This window comes from Neorhizobium galegae (assembly GCF_017877055.1).
Lineage (GTDB): Bacteria > Pseudomonadota > Alphaproteobacteria > Rhizobiales > Rhizobiaceae > Neorhizobium > Neorhizobium galegae_D.
Genome location: NZ_JAGIPG010000001.1, coordinates 2,115,202 through 2,132,996 on the forward strand (window position 1 = coordinate 2,115,202; position 17,795 = coordinate 2,132,996).

Genomic DNA, 17,795 nt, shown 5'->3' on the forward strand with positions numbered 1-17,795 from the left:
TCACTCGGACATTACGACCGAGTGGTTTCCTTGGCCTCTTCAGCCTTGAGATCAACGGTCTTCGTCGTGGTCGTCGCGCCGTTCGCCTCCGGGGCGTCCTCGTCGCTCATGCCCTTCTTGAAGCTCTTGATGCCCTTGGCGAAATCGCCCATCAATTCCGGAATCTTGCCGCGTCCGAAGAGAACGAGCACGATGACCAGAACGATCAGCCAATGCCACACACTGAAAGAACCCATAAGTCCAACTCCATTAGTACCGTTTCATCGATGTAAGCTCTTTATGATGCTTTTTCAAACACCAAAATGTCGTCGATGGTCGCCGTTATCGAGACCTCCTCAACCCCGGCGCGACAACCGGTCGGCGCGGATGCAGGCACTGCCCCGTTGACCGGCTCCGCGAACCGCGAGCATCGGGAACTCGACGCCGCTGAGGAACCATGGCGGCAGGATGTGCGCCGCGATCTGCCCGCTTTCGAGCGTTACGCCGGCATCGCCCAGCATCGGTTCGGATCATGTCCTTTAGCCAAGAAACGAGGCCGGAAAAGGGCTTGCAAGATTGCTGCGTGCCGCAGGCGAGCGCATTCGGGCGTTTCTGCGCATGGTGCGACACACCGACGCGCACCAGGGCCGCACTCGCTTCGGCGGGTCATTCCTCCGCTTCACCGCCCGGCGTCAGGAGGCCAAGTTCCTCGAGGTCGAGTTGGGTGATCGGGTCCTCGTCCTCGGAAAGATCGTCGACATTGAGCGGGACGGGTATCGCAAAGCCCGGCGGGATGCGGCCGGAAAGCAGACCAGCGCCCTTCAATTCTTCGAGACCGGGCAGATCGCGCAGTTCTTCCAGGCCGAAATGGTCGAGGAAATCGGGCGTCGTGGCGAGCGTCACCGGCCGTCCCGGAGTGCGGCGGCGGCCGCGGAAGCGGACCCAGCCCGCTTCCATCAGCACGTCCAGCGTGCCTCTCGACGTCTGTACCCCGCGAATCTCCTCGATCTCGGCACGGGTGACGGGCTGGTGATAGGCGATGATGGCCAGCACTTCCAGTGCGGCGCGCGACAGCTTCTTCGTCTCGTTGTCTTCCTTGTGGATGACGAAGGAGAGATCGGCGGCGGTGCGGAAGGCCCAGCGGTCGCCGCTGCGGATCAGGTTGACCCCGCGGGGGGCGTAGACATCCATCAGCCGCAGCATGACGGCATTCACATCGGTGCCGCGCGGCAGTCGTTCCGCCAGAAACGCCTCGGAGACCGGCTCGGCGGAGGCGAAGACCAGCGCTTCCGCAATCCGCTCGACTTCCGCCGACGAGAAGGATGGTGGCTCCGCCTCTTCTTCCGCAGCGATCGGCAGATCGTCGTCCTCTGGCGGCGTCAATCAACGCCTCCCTTGGCGGGCGGTGGCAGGGCGGGCTGTTGCGGTCCGGTTCCCTTGCGCAGAAAGATCGGCTGGAAGGCGCCGTCCTGGCGGATTTCGAGCTTGCCTTCGCGCACCAGTTCCAGTGACGCGGCAAAGGCACTGGCAGTCGCCGTGACCCGGTCCTCCGGCGGCAGATAGGGCAAGAGATAGTGCTGCAGCGTCGTCCAGTCGACGATCTCGCCGAGCATGCGGGTCAGCAGCTCGCGGGCATCGACCAGCGACCAGACCTTGCGCCTCTCGATCGTCACCTGGGTGACCGCCGTGCGCTGGCGCAGGTTCGCATAGGCCGAGAGAAGGTCGTAGAGCGTCGCGTCATAGGCAGATTCGACGCGATGCGGGATATGTTCCGGCGCCCCGCGGGCAAAGACGTCGCGGCCGAGCCGGTTGCGGTTGACCAGCCGGGTCGCCGACTCGCGCATCGCCTCAAGGCGCTTCAGGCGGAAAGCGAGCGTTGCGGCCAGTTCCTCGCCGCTCGGGCCGTCGTCGCCCTTGGCCTGCTGCGGAATGAGCAGCTTCGACTTGAGATAGGCGAGCCAGGCGGCCATGACGAGATAATCGGCGGCAAGCTCGATGCGGACCCGCCGGGCGCTGTCGATGAACAGTAGATATTGCTCGACCAGTGCCAGAACGGAAATGCGGGCGAGATCGACCTTCTGGGTGCGGGCCAGATGAAGCAGCAGGTCGAGCGGACCTTCGAAACCGCTGACATCGATGACAAGTGCCGGATCGTCCGTCGCGCGCTCGGCGCCGGTATCCTGCCACAACTTGTCCATCGGAATGGCGTTCTGCGGTGTCGTCGTTGCCATTCCCCAACCTCTTGCTGTCGACCACCGTCAGGAGACGGCGAGAAGACCGTGGAATTCCGCGCGGACCGCCTCTTCGCTCAAGTCGTCGCCCGGGCCGAAGGCGGCTTCCACCGCCTTTGTACGCCGCAGCGCCTCGCCGGCAAGCGGGATCGCTTCCTTCACGACGGCCTTCATTTCGTCCATCACGCCGTTGCAATGCAAGACAATATCGCAGCCGCCCCCAACGATTCTTGCCGCACGCTCACCGATCGTGCCTTTAAGCGCGTTCATCGACGTGTCGTCGGACATCAGCAGCCCGTCGAAGCCGATATGGCCGCGGATGATTTCGTCGATCACCTTGCGCGAAATGGTCGCCGGCTCATCCGGGTCGATGGCGGTGAAGACGATATGGGCGCTCATCGCCATCAACTCGGACTTCATGGCGACGAAAGGCAGGAAGTCGTGCGCTTCCAGATCTGCGCGCGAGACGGTGACCACCGGCAGTTCGTGATGGCTGTCGGCCATGCCGCGGCCGTGGCCCGGCATGTGCTTCATCACCGGCAGCATGCCGCCCGCCTTGAGACCGTCGGCGGCAGCCTGGCCCATTTCGGCAACCGTCTTCGGATCGAAACCGTAGGCGCGATCGCCGATGACGTTGCTTGCCCCTTCGATCGGCACGTCGAGCACGGGCAGGCAATCGACATTGATGCCGAATTTCATCAGGTCGAAGGCATGCAGGCGCGACATCAGCCAAGTTGCCCGCAAGCCCTTTTCGCGATCCCGGCGGTAAAGCTCCCCGAGCACAGCGGCCGAGGGATAACGCTCGATCATCGGCGGGCGGATACGCTGGACGCGGCCGCCCTCCTGGTCGATCAGCACCGGCGCATCCGGCCGGCCGATGGCATCGCGCATGGACGCGACGAGATCGGTGATCTGCGCCGGCTCGACGCAATTGCGGGCAAACAGGATGAAGCCCCAGGGCCGTTCATCCCGGTAAAGCGCCACTTCGTCGGCCGTGAGGGTCGGGCCGCTGGAGCCCAGGATCATTGCTTTTGATTCGCTCATGGTCCGATCTTAGATCATTGGAGGGCCAACGAAAAACGGGGCGCCCAGGCGCCCCGTCGGATTTCTTCGCTTTTTCGGTCCTTACCGGCCGACCAGGCAGGTACCGCCAGCAGCGCGATAGCGTTCGCAGAGCGCTATGGCCTCGTTCTTGCCGCCTGCCGGAATACGGACGCGGTAGAATGTGCCCTTGCCGGCGATCTCGGCCGACTTGATGTCGACGCCGCGGCCACCGATAACGCTGCCGAACTTGGACGACAGGCTCTGGTATGACTTCTGTGCTTCGGCCTGCGACGGCAGCGAGGCGATCTGGATCACGTAGTCACCGGGGCCTGCTGAAGCGACCTGGTTTGCAGCAGACGCCGGAGCCGCCGCCGGCTGGGCCGGTGCGCGGACATTGCCCTGATCGGTTACGGCAGCGACCACGTTGACCGGCTGTTCGGCCGGACGTGCGATCGGAACCGGAGCCTTCGCCGCAGGTGCAGAGGCCTGAACCGGAGCAACGGGCGCCGGAGCCTGTGCGGCAGCAGGAGCCGGAGCAGCCGCGGCAGGCTGGGCAGGAGCGGCTGCGACGGGCGGCGTGACCGGGTTCGTTCTCACCACGTTGACGTGTTCGGTCGGAGCGGCCGGATTGGCGGGTGCCGAGACCGGAAGGATTCCGCCAGCGCTGGTATTCGAGTTAGCCGGCAGAGGTTGCGTACGGGTCGGTGTAGCTGGCACAGAAGCCGGAACTTTCTCCGGGAAAGCAGCGGCCGTCTCAACCGGCTTTGCGCCGGCGGCGGGCAGCTTGGCGGTTTCCGGCGCGGCAAGCGCCGGGGCTGCGATTTCCTGCTCGACCAGCTTGCCGTCGGGGCGGACGATCATCGTCTTGACCTTGCGGGGCATGACGGTCACGGGCTGCTGCTCAGCAGCGGCATTGTTTTGCGCGGTCCGATCCTGCGGCAGGAGGCGCGGATCCTCCGTCTCGCCGACATCGGTCGGCTCGATGTCGTTCTCGCCTTCGAGCGGCAGCGTATCGGGCATCAGGGTCTTCTGCACGACGTCGATCGGCTCCTCATTGGAGGAGATCAGGGTGCGCTGCTTCGGATCCTTCGGTGAAACGCCGGCGACACGGTCGTAGACCGCCTTGTCCTGGTTGGGGACGGTCTTGCCGCCCGGATTTTCCGGCGCAATCTTGATCGGTTCGTTGTCGGCCGCAATGATGACAGGTTCGCCGCCTGACATGACACCCGACACGCTGCTGCCGAAGAACGCGTAGGCGCCGACACCTCCAAGGATCACAACCCCGGCAAGGACCAGTGGCACAGCCCAACTGCGGACGGAACGGCGGGCGTTCTCGACGGTCGCGACATAGTCGGCGTCGGAATAGTGCAATTCCTCATGCTCGGCGGCCGGCAGCGGCGTCGTCAGGCTGCGGCGGAAATCCTCTTCCAGAGCCCGCTCGAAATCGTCGAGATCAGTATAGGCCGGCGAACGGCCGGCTTCGGTCGCGGCCTGCTGGCCCCTCGGGGCGATATCGATCTCCGGCTTGCGTGCCGGCGCCGAGGCCGGTCTGCCGGGCGCAGCCAGCAGCGTCGCAAGCTCGGCATCGATGTCGAGTTCGTAATCGGGACGATAGGCCGGCGGCTGTTCCGGCTCTTCTGCCGGCAGCGACGGTACGTCGAGTTCGGCGATCGCCTCCACCTGGTCTTCCGAATCGGCAATCTGGGCCGGATCGAACGGCAGGTCGCCAATCGATTCTGGCTCTTCTACAACCTGCGTCTCCACGATCGGTGCCGCCATAGCGGTGACGGGTGCAACGCGCGCGACCGGCGCCATGGAAGGAGCGGCAGCAGGTGCAGGTTCAGCCTTCACAGGGGCAACCGCCGGAGACGGTGCCGGAACCGGATGTGCCTGGGCCTCTTCGACGACAATCTCGGCGAGGTCGAGTTCGAGACCATCGAGCGCCAACTCGAACTCTTCATCGGAGAACGGATCCGTCTCGTCAAGAGAATGCAGTTCGGCAACCGGCGCATTGGCAACAACGGGCGCAGCGGACGCCACAGATGCAGCGGGGCGCGTGACGGCTGGCTCTGGCTTTGCCACAGGGGTCGCGAGCGGCTGCCCGTTCGAGGTCGGCAGCGTATAGCGCTGGACGTCGTAGATCAGTTCGTCAAGCGCAGAGAACCGATCCTTTTGCGGCGCAGCGGCTGGTGCGGCAGCGATCGGCGCAACGGTGACGGGCGCCGGCTGCAGTTCCTGGGCCTGCGGCTCCGGGGCCTTTGCGGAAACCTGCGGCCCGGCAGCCGGTGCCGGCTCGATCTTCGGGCTCGGGCTATCTTCTAGAACCGGAGGCTCGAAAGCATATTCGTTCGGTGCAGGTGCCGCCACTTGAGACGTGGCTACAGCCGCCTGCGCGGAGGCCGCAGAGACGTCTCGTGCCACACTGAAATTGCTCAGCGGCATCCGGAAGCCGGGAATGTAGGCACCCTTGCCCCTCTCCGTCTTTGGCTCCAGCTCAAACTTCGCTTCGGGTTCTAATTTCGCTTCAGGCTCGAATGCCGCCTCGGGCTCAGGGGCTGCCTCAGGCTCGAATTTCGCTTCGGGTTCGAACGTCACTTCCGGCTCGACTGCCGCAACGGGCTCGGCCGCGATCGAGTTTTCCAGTTCCGCAGCGAGATCGAACTCCTCCGCCGGGTCTTCTACCGACGCGACAGGCGACATAGAACCTGCAGCGGGGAAATCGGGCAGATCGAAAATGGGCTCCATGCGCGCGGTTTCGACAGCCGGCTCGAATACCGGTTCCGCAGCAACATTCTCGTCGATGGTATCAACCGCCAAGGGCGGCTCCTCGTCACCGAACAGGTCAGCGCGCGCGCCGACAGCGCCATCGGCCGGCAGGAAAGCCTGCGGCGCTTCTACCGCGGCGGTTTCGGAGGGGACGAACTCCAGTTCCTCCGGCTCTATCGGCGGTGCGGCGACCGTAATATCGGGCGCAGGCTCGGCGAAATGCCGAGGGACATCGTCGACCGCAATATCGTGAACGGGGTCGAGGGGCGGCGCGTCATAGCGCTCGAACTCCTGAAGAAGCTCGTCTTCGAGATTGAACGCCGGCTCGCGCCGCGCAGACGTATCTGCGGAAGAAGATCCGGGCCTCGCCGCGACGGGGAGATCGTCGTAGCCTACGATGCGGGCGAGTTCTGCCAGCGGGTCATCATCGGCAAAGAAGTCCGGCAAATCATTCCGGCTACGCGCAAGGTTGTTATCGGCCATTACCTCGTCCACTCACCTACATTACAACGCATATGCCAGTGCAATGTGGGGAAATGGTGGCGATATCTACCGCATTTCTTCCGGTGCCGCAGTGCCTGTGATTGCAAGTCCTGACTTCAAAACAGAGGCGACAGCATGCACCAGCCCAAGCCTGGCAATACTCAATTCTCGGTTTTTATCGTTAACAAAGCGTAATTCCGGTTGTTCTTTACCTTTATTCCAGTGCGCATGGAAGAAACTTGCCAGATCGTAGAGGTAAAAAGCAAGCCGGTGCGGCTCCTGCGCCTGCGCCGCAGCCTCAATGATCCTGGGGTATTCCGCAAGCTTGGCTACCAGCTGCATCTCGTTCGGATCGTTGATCAGGCTGCTTGAGCCCTTGAGGTCGAGCGAATCAAAATCGAGACCCGGGAAGGCTTCCTTTGCCTGCCGGAACACCGACGAGCAGCGCGCATGCGCATACTGCACGTAGAAGACCGGATTGTCCTTCGACTGTTCGGTCACCTTGGCAAAGTCGAAGTCCAGCGGCTCCGAGCTCTTCCTGTAGAGCATCATGAAGCGCACCGCGTCGCGGCCGACCTCGTCGACCACCTCGCGAAGGGTCACGAAGTTGCCGGAACGCTTCGACATCTTCACCGGCTCGCCATTCCGGTACAGTTTGACGAGCTGGCAGAGGAGCACGGTGAGCTTGGCTTTGCCGGCGGAGACGGCGCGTGCGACGGCTTCCAGGCGCTTGACGTATCCGCCATGGTCGGCGCCGAGCACATAGATCATCTCGTCGTAACCACGATCGAACTTGTCCTTGAAGTAGGCAACGTCGGCCGCAAAGTAAGTATAGCTGCCATCCGACTTGATCAGCGGCCGATCCATATCGTCGCCCACGTCGGTGGAGCGGAACAGCGTCTGCTCCCGGTCCTCCCAGTCTTCCGGCAACTGGCCCTTCGGCGGCGGCAGCGTGCCCTTGTAGACGTGGCCCTTGAAGGTCAGATCATTGATCGCCTGGCGGATGCGCTGCGCGCCATTGGCATGCAATGCCCGCTCCGAATAGAAGACGTCGTGATGGACGTTGAGGGCCTCCAGATCGTCGCGGATCAGCGCCATCATCGCATCGATCGCCTTGTCCTTGACGATCGGCATCCAGGCGTCTTCCGGCATGTTGTGCAGACGCGGACCGTATTCCTCTGCGAGAGCCTGACCGACCGGCACGAGGTAGTCGCCCGGATAAAGGCCCGACGGAATTTCGCCGATCGTCTCTCCAAGAGCCTCGCGATAACGCAGGAAGACGGACCGGGCCAAGACGTCGATCTGGCTGCCGGCATCGTTGATGTAATATTCCTTGGTCACGTCGTAGCCGGCGAATTTCATCAGGTTCGCTAGCGCATCACCCACCACCGCACCGCGGCAATGGCCGACATGCATCGGGCCGGTCGGGTTGGCGGAGACGTATTCGACATTCGCCTTTTTCTCTGCGCCCACCTTGGAACGGCCGTAGTCCGTGCCCTCGGCAATCATCGAGGCGAGCAGGCGCTGCCAGTAAGGGGCGCCAAGACGGATGTTGATGAAGCCGGGACCGGCGACAGAAACCTCGCTGACATCGGTATCCGCGCGCAGCGCTTCGGCGATGATATCGGCAAGCGCACGCGGATTGGTGCCAAGCGGCTTTGCCAGAACCATGGCGGCGTTGGTCGCCACATCACCGTGGCTCTGATCCCGCGGCGGCTCAACTGCGATACGGCCGAAATCAAGCTCGCTTCGCTTTTCCTTGACGATATCAAGGTGTTCCAAAGCGTTCTTAATTCTTGTTTCGAAGTCGGCGAAAAGATTCATGTTCAATCATCCCCGAGACATGCCCGAGGACCCTTGCTGGCCAGTGTCATTGGTGGCGGTGCCTAGCGCAAATCCGGAGTCTGGTCAAACAGCTCCCCATGCGCCTTGATCGCAAACGTGTCTGTCATTCCCGCGAGATAATCGCCCACGTGGCGCGCCCTCGCCGTCTCGCCGAGCCCGGCAATATGGTTGACCCAATAGTGGCTGCGCATCAGCGACGGATCGTTCATATAGGCGCTGAAGAGATCCGTGACGATCTGGGAAGCGCCGGCGCGAATGCGCATGATGTCCGGATGCCGGTAAATGCGCGAGAACAGCAGCTTCTTGATGCAACGGTCGGTCTCGGCCATCTCCCCAGAGAACGTGGCGATGACATGCCCCGCGGCACGGACGTCGTCGGCGCTCCGCGGTTCCACCTTGCTCAGATTGTGCTGTGCAACGTCGATGACGTCCTCGACCATATGAGTGATCTGCCGACGCATGATCTCGTGGGCAAACCGGCTCGGCTCCAGATGCGGATAGCGTGCCCTCACCTCCGCCATCAGCCTGGCGAGGAACGGGACTTCCTCCAGCATCTCGAAGGTCAGCAGGCCGGAGCGCAGGCCGTCGTCTATGTCATGGGTATTGTAGGCAATATCGTCGGCGATCGCCGCGACCTGCGCCTCAAGGCTGGCATAGCTTGCGAGCTCCAGATCATGCAGTTCGCAGTAGTCGCGGATCGGCTGAGGCACCGGTCCGCGCGTCCCTTCACCAGCCTGGGTCAGGAGCGGGCCATTGTGCTTGACGAGGCCCTCCAGGCTTTCCCAGGTCAAGTTGAGCCCATCGAAATCCGCGTAACGGCGCTCCAGCTTGGTGACGATGCGCAGCGACTGGGCGTTGTGGTCGAAGCCGCCATAGGGCTTCAGCATTTCATCCAGCGCATCTTCGCCGGTATGGCCGAACGGCGTGTGACCGAAGTCGTGGACCAGCGCCACGCCTTCGGCGAGATCCTCGTCGAGCTTCAGGGCGCGGGCAAGCGCCCGGGCGATCTGTGCCACTTCGACCGTGTGGGTGAGCCTTGTGCGGTAATGGTCACCGTCAGGGCTGATGAAGACCTGTGTCTTGTGTTTCAGGCGCCGGAATGCGGTCGTGTGGACGATACGGTCGCGGTCGCGCTGGAATTCGGAGCGCGTCAGGCTGCCCTCCTCGGGAAACAGCCGGCCTCGGGATGCCCAGGGATTGGCGGCATAGACCGCCCGCTCGCCACTGCCGAAACCCAGCGCCCTGGTATCGATCGTCATGCCGTCACCTGTTTGTTCATCCGCAGCCTGCCGCCCATTGACGTGCCGTTCACGTCTTCATACCTATAGTGAAGCTGTGCGCAATGCCGGTGACAGGAATCTCTCCGGGCCTTGAACCCGGCAGGAGGCGGATCATATGGAAACCAATGTAACTCTATCGAATGCGGCGGCCAAGCGCATCGCCGAAATCGTCGGCAACGAAGCCGGCAAGCAGGCGCTGCGCGTCTCGGTCGAAGGCGGCGGCTGTTCCGGCTTCTCCTACAAGTTCGATCTCGCCGAAGCACCTGGAGACGACGACGTGGTGATCGCCAATGGCGATGCCAAGGTGCTGATCGACAGCCTCTCGCTGGTCTACATGGCGGGTTCCGAGATCGACTTCGTCGATAACCTGCTCGGGCAGTCCTTCCAGATCAAGAACCCGAACGCGGTCGCCAGCTGCGGCTGCGGCACCAGTTTCTCGATCTGATAACATCTGCTCCTACGCACTTCGCCCTTCCCAACGCTTCCTCTTTCGCTAAAAGAGGAAGCGAACAGTGGGAGGCAAGGGCCGATGAAGATCGCCACCTGGAACATCAACGGCGTCAAGGCGCGGATCGACAACCTGCGCCAGTGGCTGGCCGATTCCTCCCCGGACATCGTCTGCCTGCAGGAAATCAAGTCCGTCGACGAAACCTTCCCGCGGCTCGAGATCGAGGCGCTTGGCTATCACGTCGAGACCCACGGCCAGAAGGGGTTCAACGGCGTCGCCTTGCTGTCGAAGAGCAAGCCGGACGAGGTGATGCGCGGCCTGCCGGGCGGTGAAGGCCCGGACGGACAGGCGGACGAGCAGTCGCGTTATATCGAAGGTGTGTTTTCGATACCGGGCGGCGCGATCCGCGTAGCCTCCATCTATCTGCCGAACGGCAATCCCGCTGACGATCCGGTCAAATACCCCTACAAGCTCGCCTGGATGGAACGTCTGCGCCTGCATGCGCAGAACTGCCTTCTCCTCGAAGAGCCACTGATCCTAGCCGGCGACTACAATGTCATTCCCGAGCCGCACGACTGCTTCGACCCGGCGGTGTGGGCGACGGACGCGCTTTTCCTGCCGCAGACCCGCGCCGCCTTCCGGCGCCTGGAAAACCTCGGCCTCGTCGATGCCGTGCGCGCCACGACGGATGCGACCAAGCTCTATTCGTTCTGGGATTACCAGGCCGGCGCCTGGCAGAAGAACAACGGCATCCGCATCGACCATCTCCTGTTATCGGCAGAAGCCGCCGACAGGCTGAAGTCCACGGCGATCGAGAAACATGTCCGGGCCTGGGAAAAGCCGTCGGACCACGTCCCCGTCATTGGTGTGTTCGATTTTAGCTGACCGTCAAGAATAACGGCGAGGCGTCGGTTATTCGACGCCTCGGGCGAATTCCTGAGACAGGGCGACCGCGCCGCGGCGATCCTCTTCGCCGACGACGGAAAATGCCTGTTCCTGCAATTGCTGCATCCAGATGCATTCCTTGGCGGTGCACTTGTCGAGTGCTGCCGTCATGAAGGCCAGCCCCCGCACCGTCTGGCCTTCCTGGAAGAGAACGTTGCCGAAAACCGACATGGCGCCCGCATGGCCGCTCTTGCGGGCCTGGTTCAGCCATTTCTTCGCCTGCTGGATATTGGCGGTACCGCCCTCGCCAGCGAGAATCATCCGGGCAAGCTGGAACTGCGCCTCCGCCACGCCGAATGTGGATGCCGCCTGGAAATAGAGCTGGCGGGCCTGCGACAGATCGGGCTTAACCGGGCTGCCGGGAATGCCGCGGCGATAATAGTTGGCGAGCGACAGAAGCGCGTTGATAAAGAAGCCAGTATCCTCCGAACCGGGTTCCACGCCCTGTGCAGCGATCTCGTTATAAATCTTGAAGGCCTCGAAATCGTCCTTCGCGACGCCGTCGCCATAGGCGTACATATTGGCAAGCGCCCAGCGCGAACCGGTATGGCCTTTTTCGGCGGCGTAGCGATAGGCTTCGACCGCGTCTTCCTTCTGGCCGTTCTTATAGGCCTTGAAGCCGAACTTGAAGAGGTCGAAGGGACCTGATTCCTTGGTCACGCCGGACTTGATATCGAAGGCCGCCGCCGATCCCGCCAAAATCGAGGCGAGCGACGCTCCAAGAAGCAATACTCTCATGGATCCGATCTCAGACTTCGGCATTTCAGTTTCTTTCACTCCGCGCGCGACTACCCGCCGCAGCCCGAGCATAGCCCGCTGCCGGAAAAAGGTTCGTCCGGGGATATCCCGTGCCTGCTCCTCCCGAGAGACGAATGAAACTGTAGCCGCCGTTTTCGGCAAGACTAGGACCCAGAACCGCAGCAATTGCGGCAGGACAGGACGGCATCACAATCCGCCTGCCTGAGCGCAAAAAGCCCGGCTTTTCATAAAGAAACCCGCCCATGATACTCCAATTACGCGCCCCGCCCCCGCGTTCCGCGCCTGTTCATCCTCTATCGCTGCTCCCCGTTTGTGGCGGGAAGTGGACAGAAACGCCCCTCGCAAGGCCCCTGATAATAGTCTCGAAAAAGTGTTGCTAAATCGTCACAAGACAGGAAATCAAAAATGGGAATTCCAACGCATATAACGATGCGGGAAACGTCCCAACCAACAAAAAATCGGCGCCGGACAGGATAGTTCACTATCCATCACCGGCGCCGAATTTGATCTCGAATTTTAGAACTTCACATTGTAGCTGGCGGTCAGCGCATATGCCCAGTCACCATCCGCCGTGGCGTTGAAGCTTGCACCCTTCGCGGTCGACTGGCTGCCGGACGTGAGATAGCTTACGCCGCCACCGACTCGAAGCTGGCCCGGACCACAATCGATAGCCGCGCCGACGCCGACCGTCCAAGTGTCGGTCATGATGTCTGCGCCGCTGCCCACGCCCTTGTCCCAGCGCACATTCAGGGTACCGGCAATCTTGTCGGTGAACTTGTGGCCGACGCCGCCCGTAATGGTCCAGCCGTCACGCCAATTATAGACGTCCTGACGGTCGCCCAGAATGTTGATGTTGTAGTTCAAGGTCTTAAGGACACTCCAATCGGTCCACTCCACAGAGCCGTAGACCAGCCAACCGGGCGCAATGCCGCTTTGCAGATTGAGCTTCAGCGATTGGGGCAAAGTGCCATAGCCGCTTGCATCAACAACTGCCGGAAAAAGGGGAAGCACCGCCGGATTGCGCGTGAAATCGCCATCGGCCTCATGTTTGATTTCAGACCGATACATGAGCTGCGCCCGGAGCGCATATTCCGGGATGTCATAACCGATGCCCAATCGGTAGCCGAATGCGGAATCGTCCTGCAGCCTCAGCGTTCCGATATTCGCAACCGCTTCGTAGTCGAAATCCTGCATGAAACCGCCGCCGATGAAATGCAGCCGCCCCTTACCGAGTTCGAAACTGACATCGCACGTGCCGCCATACTCATTAGTATGGAATTTCTTGCTGCTATAAGCGGTGGGCGGCGTCGCTGCCGCGTCGGCAGCCTGGGCCTGAGCGCCGTATTTCGAATCGCCGCCAAACGGTCTTGTGTAAGTGAATGCGCAGGCGAACATGTCCGACAGACGTCCCATGACCGCGATATCAGGAATGAAGTACTCCTGGGAGAAATGGCTGTCGGAAGAACTTGCACCGTTAATCGTGTCGAATTTCCGATGCGGGTTTACATAGATTACCCCGGCTTCGGCCGCGCCGTTGCTCCTCTCGTAGAGGATGTCCGTACTCGCCTCGCCCCACGAAAAACCACCTGCATGGGCCTGAGTTTGTCCAAAGCCAGCTGCGGTAAGAGCTAGGAGGCCCCTCGTAATTATTTTGCTTACCATAAAATCTCCCACTCCCTGGTAAGTGACCGAAATCACCCTAGATGGTTCGCTCCGATTGACAACTTTCGGCTCTTCGGCGTATCGCGGCGCAAACGTGTCGCGGATTTACGTAAGCAAACCAGGAACCGGGGCTCCGGTGCCGATTTCGGCACAAAATTACTCCTTTACCCTTAATTCCATCGTTAGAATTAGAATTTTATTATTTCCAGCTGCCCATCTGTGTCAATGCGGCAACAATGCGGCTTTCTGCAGGTTAGCAGTTGCACACACGGGAATTTCGGCCAACAAACGGTTGTAAAACGGGAAGCGCCGCGTCCGTTTCCGGCGCGGCGCGTTGTCGCACTGAGTCACGGTAAAGACGGTCAGCCGGCTTCGCTGATGCGCAGGAGAGCGGTCTTCAGGTTCGCCATCTGAACTTCCAGTTCGGCGAAGCGTTCGCGCTCTGCCGCAACCACCTCGGGATCGGCATTGGCGACGAACTTCTCGTTGGCCAGTTTCTTGCCGATACGGTCCATCTCGGCCTCAGTCTTGCCGACTGCCTTCTCGATGCGCGCCTTCTCGGCCACGAGGTCGATCAGATTGCCGAGCGGCAGGCAGGCTGTTGCCTCGCCTACGACGATCTGGGCTGAACCCTTCGGCGCTGCGTCGGCAAGCTCGATGGTCTCCACGCGCGCAAGGCGGCGGACGGCCGCCTCGTGACGGCGCAGACGCGCCTGGGTCAACTCATTGGCGCCGACGACGACCAGCGGCGCAACGGCCGATGGCGGCACGTTCATCTCGGCGCGGGCCGAACGCAGGCCGGTGACGAGGTCGACCAGCCAGTTGATCTCTTCCGCAGCCGCCTGATCGGCGAATTCCGGCGCCGGCCAATCGGCGTGGCAAAGCAGGCCGTCGCGCGTTTCGGTATGGGCCCAGAGCTCTTCCGTCATGAACGGCATGAACGGATGCAGGAGCTTGTAGGTTTCTTCCAGCACGTAGGCCGCACAGGCCTGGGCCTCCGCCTTGGCCTTCTCGTCCTCGCTCGCGAAAATCGGCTTCAGGAGTTCCAGATACCAATCGCAGACCTGGTTCCAGACGAAACGGTAGAGCGAACCCGCCGCCTCGTTGAACCGCTGGGTCTCGATCGCCTCAGTGACGTCGCGGATGGTCTCGGAAAGCTCCGTCAGTATCCAGCGGTTGACGGTGAGCGCCGTCGCCTCCGGCAGGAAGGCCGGATCGCGCTTGACACCGTTCATCTCGGCAAAGCGGGTGGCGTTCCAGAGCTTGGTGCCGAAATTGCGGTAACCGGCGATGCGGGCCGGATCGAGCTTCACGTCGCGGCCCTGGGCAGCCATGATCGCCAGGGTGAAACGTAGCGCGTCGGCGCCGTATTCGTCGATCAGGTCGAGCGGGTCGATGACGTTGCCCTTCGACTTCGACATCTTCTGACCGTTCTTGTCGCGAACGAGCGCGTGAATGTAGATCGTATGGAAGGGTTCGACCGGATTGCCGTCCTCATCCTTCATGAAATGCAGGCCCATCTGCATCATGCGAACGACCCAGAAGGGTATGATGTCGAAACCGGTGACGAGAACGCTCGTGGGATAATACCGCTTGAGTTCCGGGGTGTTTTCCGGCCATCCCAGCGTCGAGAACGGCCAGAGCGCCGACGAGAACCAGGTGTCGAGCACGTCTTCATCGCGGATGAGGATCTCGCCCGGCTTGAAATTCTCCAGAAGATCTTCAACGAGGGCCTTCATCGGTCCTTCATGCGACAGATAGTGCTGGATGGCGGCTTGCAGCGCCTCCTCCTCGGTCTTTTCCACGAAGACCTGACCGTCCGGACCATACCAGGCCGGAATCTGGTGTCCCCACCACAGCTGGCGCGATATGCACCAGGGCTGAATGTTTTCCATCCACTGGAAGTAGGTGTTTTCCCAGTTTTTCGGAACGAACTTGGTGCGGCCTTCGCGAACCGAGGCGATCGCCGGCTGGGCAAGCGTCTTGTTGTCCACCCACCATTGTTCGGTGAGGCGCGGTTCGATCGGCACGCCGCCACGGTCGCCATGCGGCACCATGTGCTTGTGCGGCTCGATCTTGTCGAGCAGGCCTGCTTCCTCGAATATCTCGACGATGATCTTGCGGGCCGTGAAGCGATCCTGGCCTTCGAGCCGATCCCAGGCGCCATGCAGTGCCGCCGGATTATCTAGGCCTTCGAGGAAATCCTCGTTATCCTTGATGGTGACGGTGCCGTCGATATCGAGGATATTGATCCGGCGCAGGCCTGCACGCTTGCCGACTTCGAAGTCGTTGAAGTCGTGCGCCGGCGTGATCTTGACCGCACCGCTACCAGCCGTCGGATCGGCGTATTCGTCCGCGACGATCGGAATCCTGCGGCCGACGATCGGCAGGATGACATGTTTGCCGACGATCGATTTGTAGCGATCGTCATCCGGATTCACCGCAATGCCTGTATCGCCGAGCATGGTTTCGGGACGCGTCGTCGCGACGACGATATAGTCACGCGTCTCGAATTCGGTCGCATTGCCATCCTCATCGAAGGTGACCGGATACTGATAGGTGACGCCCTCTTCCAGCGGGTAGCGCAGATGCCAGAGATTGCCCTTCACCTCGATCTGCTCGACTTCCATGTCGGAGATCGCCGTCAGCAGCTTCGGGTCCCAGTTGACGAGGCGCTTGTCCTTGTAGATCAGGCCCTGCTTGTAGAGCGTGACGAAAACCTCCAGGACAGCGGCCGACAGGCCCTCGTCCATGGTGAAACGTTCGCGCGACCAGTCGCAGGAGGCCCCGAGGCGCTTCAGCTGGTTGAAGATCAGGCCGCCGGATTCCGCCTTCCACTCCCAGACCTTGTCGACGAAGGCCTCACGGCCCATTTCGCGGCGGCCCGGAAGCTGGCGCTCCATCAACTGGCGCTCGACGACCATCTGGGTGGCGATGCCCGCATGGTCCATGCCCGGCTGCCACAACACGTCCTTGCCGCGCATGCGCTCGAAGCGGATCATGACGTCCTGCAGCGTGTTGTTGAGCGCGTGGCCCATGTGCAGCGAACCGGTCACGTTCGGCGGCGGGATCACGATCGTGAAGGGTTCCGCGCCCGGCTTGGCATTGACGCCGGCGCGGAAAGCGTCGGCCTCGTCCCAGGCCTTGGCGATCCTCGGTTCTACTTCTGCGGAATCATAGGTCTTTTCGAGCATTTCCTGACCCGTTTTTGTTCTTTGAGAGCTATCGGGGTGTAAATAGGATGGGGTGTTCCAAGTCAATAAAAAAGCCGCCCCGTCACCGGAGCGGCCGTCTTGGTCGACCTCGGAACGGCTTAGCGGCGCGTGCCGCGGGACACGCGCTCGATTTCCTCGCGCACCAGTCGTTCGACCAGCGTCGGCAGGTTGTCGTCAAGCCATTCCTGCAGCATCGGGCGCAGCATGTCGCCGGCCATGTCTTCGAGCGAGCGGCGTTCCATGCCGTTGAACACCGAGGCGAGCTCGCTGAAGGATTTTGCGACCTGGGCGCCTGCCTCGGCGGACAGCAGGTTCGCGGTCTCCTCGATCTTGGCCGGCAGGCTGCGCGGGGCCGGTTCTGCGGCGAATTTCGGCTCAGGCTTCGGCTCAATCCTCGGTTCCGGCCGAACCGCCGTTTCAGCTCTGAGCGGGGCCGACAGCGGCGGGTCGAAGACCGGCATCATGACGCGCTGAACCGGCTCCGGCTGTGGTGGTGCCACCGGCTGGGAAACCGGAGCGGCCTGCGTGACGGAGGCGGCATGGGCGACCGGTTCGCGGAATTCGGGCATGCGCGGCATCTGCGGACGAAGCGGAGCCGGTTCTTCCTGGCGTGTCACAGCCGCGGGCGAAGACGACTTCTGTGCCGAGGGGGACGGAGCCGGCGCAGTCGAGGCGGACGAAAGGCGCACCGCGCCGGTCTCCTGCTGGCGGGTCGAAGCGGCCCGGACCCTTGCGGCGACATCGGCGAGCGACAGGGTACGATCCTGCTGTGCCGTCTGTCCGGACGAGCCTGGCGCGTAGTTCATCGGCTCGCTGCGCGATGGCGCGCCGCGGTCATTGGCAGCCATCTCGGGAACAAAGCCAGTCTCTTCGCCGTCTTCCATCTCATCGTCGCCATAGACGGGGGGGAGCTGGCCGCTGAGCGCGTTCTCGGCATTCGGCTCATTGCTTTCAATGATCCGGCGAATGGACGCCAAGATTTCTTCCATGGAGGGTTCACGCGCTACATTTGGCTGAGCCATTTTCATCCCCGCTGTTACCGGCACTCGAGTCGGCCCCGTGGAGGGTGAACCGAATCGACGTTACTCTAAGGTGTTGGGGGGGCTGGAAACAATGACAAGTGCCCCAGGCTTCCTAC

The 17,795-nt window shown here is 62.0% G+C and carries 14 protein-coding genes; 2 read left to right on the plus strand and 12 right to left on the minus strand.

Features of this window, described 5'->3' with window-relative positions:
* Nucleotides 1–11: 11 nt before the first annotated feature.
* The 8 genes from J2857_RS09990 to J2857_RS10025 form a co-directional block, all read right to left on the minus strand.
* A complete protein-coding gene (locus tag J2857_RS09990) occupies nucleotides 12–236 on the minus strand; it encodes a twin-arginine translocase TatA/TatE family subunit (protein ID WP_037084545.1) in 225 nt (74 codons plus the stop codon).
* A gap of 99 nt (nucleotides 237–335) precedes the next feature.
* The gene (locus J2857_RS09995; RefSeq protein ID WP_210009920.1) at nucleotides 336–500 is read right to left on the minus strand and encodes a hypothetical protein; all 165 of its coding nucleotides are present in this window, start codon (nucleotides 498–500) and stop codon (nucleotides 336–338) included.
* Between the two features lie 145 nt (nucleotides 501–645).
* A complete protein-coding gene (gene scpB / locus J2857_RS10000) occupies nucleotides 646–1,338 on the minus strand; it encodes an SMC-Scp complex subunit ScpB (RefSeq protein ID WP_245363239.1) in 693 nt (230 codons plus the stop codon).
* A gap of 20 nt (nucleotides 1,339–1,358) precedes the next feature.
* A complete protein-coding gene (locus J2857_RS10005; protein WP_432420147.1) occupies nucleotides 1,359–2,210 on the minus strand; it encodes a segregation and condensation protein A in 852 nt (283 codons plus the stop codon).
* A 27-nt stretch (nucleotides 2,211–2,237) separates the two neighbouring features.
* Nucleotides 2,238–3,254, minus strand: coding sequence for a beta-N-acetylhexosaminidase (nagZ, locus tag J2857_RS10010; protein WP_210009922.1), 1,017 nt, complete (start codon nucleotides 3,252–3,254; stop codon nucleotides 2,238–2,240).
* Between the two features lie 81 nt (nucleotides 3,255–3,335).
* Nucleotides 3,336–6,503: an SPOR domain-containing protein gene (locus tag J2857_RS10015; protein WP_210009923.1), complete on the minus strand. Its 3,168-nt coding sequence runs from the start codon at nucleotides 6,501–6,503 to the stop codon at nucleotides 3,336–3,338.
* A 66-nt stretch (nucleotides 6,504–6,569) separates the two neighbouring features.
* The gene (gene argS / locus J2857_RS10020) at nucleotides 6,570–8,327 is read right to left on the minus strand and encodes an arginine--tRNA ligase (protein ID WP_210009924.1); all 1,758 of its coding nucleotides are present in this window, start codon (nucleotides 8,325–8,327) and stop codon (nucleotides 6,570–6,572) included.
* 62 nt (nucleotides 8,328–8,389) lie between these two features.
* On the minus strand, nucleotides 8,390–9,607 hold the full coding sequence (locus tag J2857_RS10025) for a deoxyguanosinetriphosphate triphosphohydrolase (protein ID WP_210009925.1): 1,218 nt from the start codon (nucleotides 9,605–9,607) through the stop codon (nucleotides 8,390–8,392).
* A gap of 136 nt (nucleotides 9,608–9,743) precedes the next feature.
* Here J2857_RS10025 and erpA point away from each other — a divergent pair, with 136 nt between their 5' ends.
* Nucleotides 9,744–10,073: an iron-sulfur cluster insertion protein ErpA gene (gene erpA / locus J2857_RS10030; protein WP_037084555.1), complete on the plus strand. Its 330-nt coding sequence runs from the start codon at nucleotides 9,744–9,746 to the stop codon at nucleotides 10,071–10,073.
* 84 nt (nucleotides 10,074–10,157) lie between these two features.
* Nucleotides 10,158–10,961 (plus strand): exodeoxyribonuclease III, encoded by an 804-nt coding sequence (gene xth, locus J2857_RS10035; RefSeq protein ID WP_210009926.1) that lies wholly within the window; start codon nucleotides 10,158–10,160, stop codon nucleotides 10,959–10,961.
* Nucleotides 10,962–10,988: 27 nt separating this feature from the next.
* Here the strand turns inward: xth and exoR are convergent, their stop codons facing one another.
* From exoR to J2857_RS10055, 4 genes are all read right to left on the minus strand, one after another.
* Entirely contained in the window at nucleotides 10,989–11,783 is a 795-nt protein-coding gene (gene exoR / locus J2857_RS10040; protein WP_210009927.1) for an exopolysaccharide production regulator ExoR, read from the minus strand.
* Nucleotides 11,784–12,296: 513 nt separating this feature from the next.
* Nucleotides 12,297–13,442, minus strand: a complete 1,146-nt coding sequence (locus J2857_RS10045; RefSeq protein ID WP_210009928.1) for an OmpP1/FadL family transporter — start codon at nucleotides 13,440–13,442, stop codon at nucleotides 12,297–12,299.
* Nucleotides 13,443–13,804: 362 nt separating this feature from the next.
* The gene (locus tag J2857_RS10050) at nucleotides 13,805–16,636 is read right to left on the minus strand and encodes a valine--tRNA ligase (protein ID WP_210009929.1); all 2,832 of its coding nucleotides are present in this window, start codon (nucleotides 16,634–16,636) and stop codon (nucleotides 13,805–13,807) included.
* Between the two features lie 119 nt (nucleotides 16,637–16,755).
* The gene (locus tag J2857_RS10055; RefSeq protein WP_210009930.1) at nucleotides 16,756–17,679 is read right to left on the minus strand and encodes a PopZ family protein; all 924 of its coding nucleotides are present in this window, start codon (nucleotides 17,677–17,679) and stop codon (nucleotides 16,756–16,758) included.
* Nucleotides 17,680–17,795 lie beyond the last annotated feature (116 nt).

Excerpts from the sequence above, each read along its gene's own strand:
- erpA (WP_037084555.1), top strand. The coding sequence starts at position 9,744 with ATGGAAACCAATGTAACTCTATCGAATGCGGCGGCCAAGCGCATCGCC.
- J2857_RS09995 (WP_210009920.1), bottom strand. The coding sequence starts at position 500 with ATGCTGGGCGATGCCGGCGTAACGCTCGAAAGCGGGCAGATCGCGGCG.
- J2857_RS10050 (WP_210009929.1), bottom strand. The coding sequence starts at position 16,636 with ATGCTCGAAAAGACCTATGATTCCGCAGAAGTAGAACCGAGGATCGCC.
- xth (WP_210009926.1), top strand. The coding sequence starts at position 10,158 with ATGAAGATCGCCACCTGGAACATCAACGGCGTCAAGGCGCGGATCGAC.
- J2857_RS10005 (WP_432420147.1), bottom strand. The coding sequence starts at position 2,210 with ATGGCAACGACGACACCGCAGAACGCCATTCCGATGGACAAGTTGTGG.
- nagZ (WP_210009922.1), bottom strand. The coding sequence starts at position 3,254 with ATGAGCGAATCAAAAGCAATGATCCTGGGCTCCAGCGGCCCGACCCTC.
- J2857_RS09990 (WP_037084545.1), bottom strand. The coding sequence starts at position 236 with ATGGGTTCTTTCAGTGTGTGGCATTGGCTGATCGTTCTGGTCATCGTG.
- argS (WP_210009924.1), bottom strand. The coding sequence starts at position 8,327 with ATGAATCTTTTCGCCGACTTCGAAACAAGAATTAAGAACGCTTTGGAA.
- J2857_RS10025 (WP_210009925.1), bottom strand. The coding sequence starts at position 9,607 with ATGACGATCGATACCAGGGCGCTGGGTTTCGGCAGTGGCGAGCGGGCG.
- J2857_RS10055 (WP_210009930.1), bottom strand. The coding sequence starts at position 17,679 with ATGGCTCAGCCAAATGTAGCGCGTGAACCCTCCATGGAAGAAATCTTG.
- J2857_RS10015 (WP_210009923.1), bottom strand. The coding sequence starts at position 6,503 with ATGGCCGATAACAACCTTGCGCGTAGCCGGAATGATTTGCCGGACTTC.
- exoR (WP_210009927.1), bottom strand. The coding sequence starts at position 11,783 with ATGCCGAAGTCTGAGATCGGATCCATGAGAGTATTGCTTCTTGGAGCG.
- J2857_RS10045 (WP_210009928.1), bottom strand. The coding sequence starts at position 13,442 with ATGGTAAGCAAAATAATTACGAGGGGCCTCCTAGCTCTTACCGCAGCT.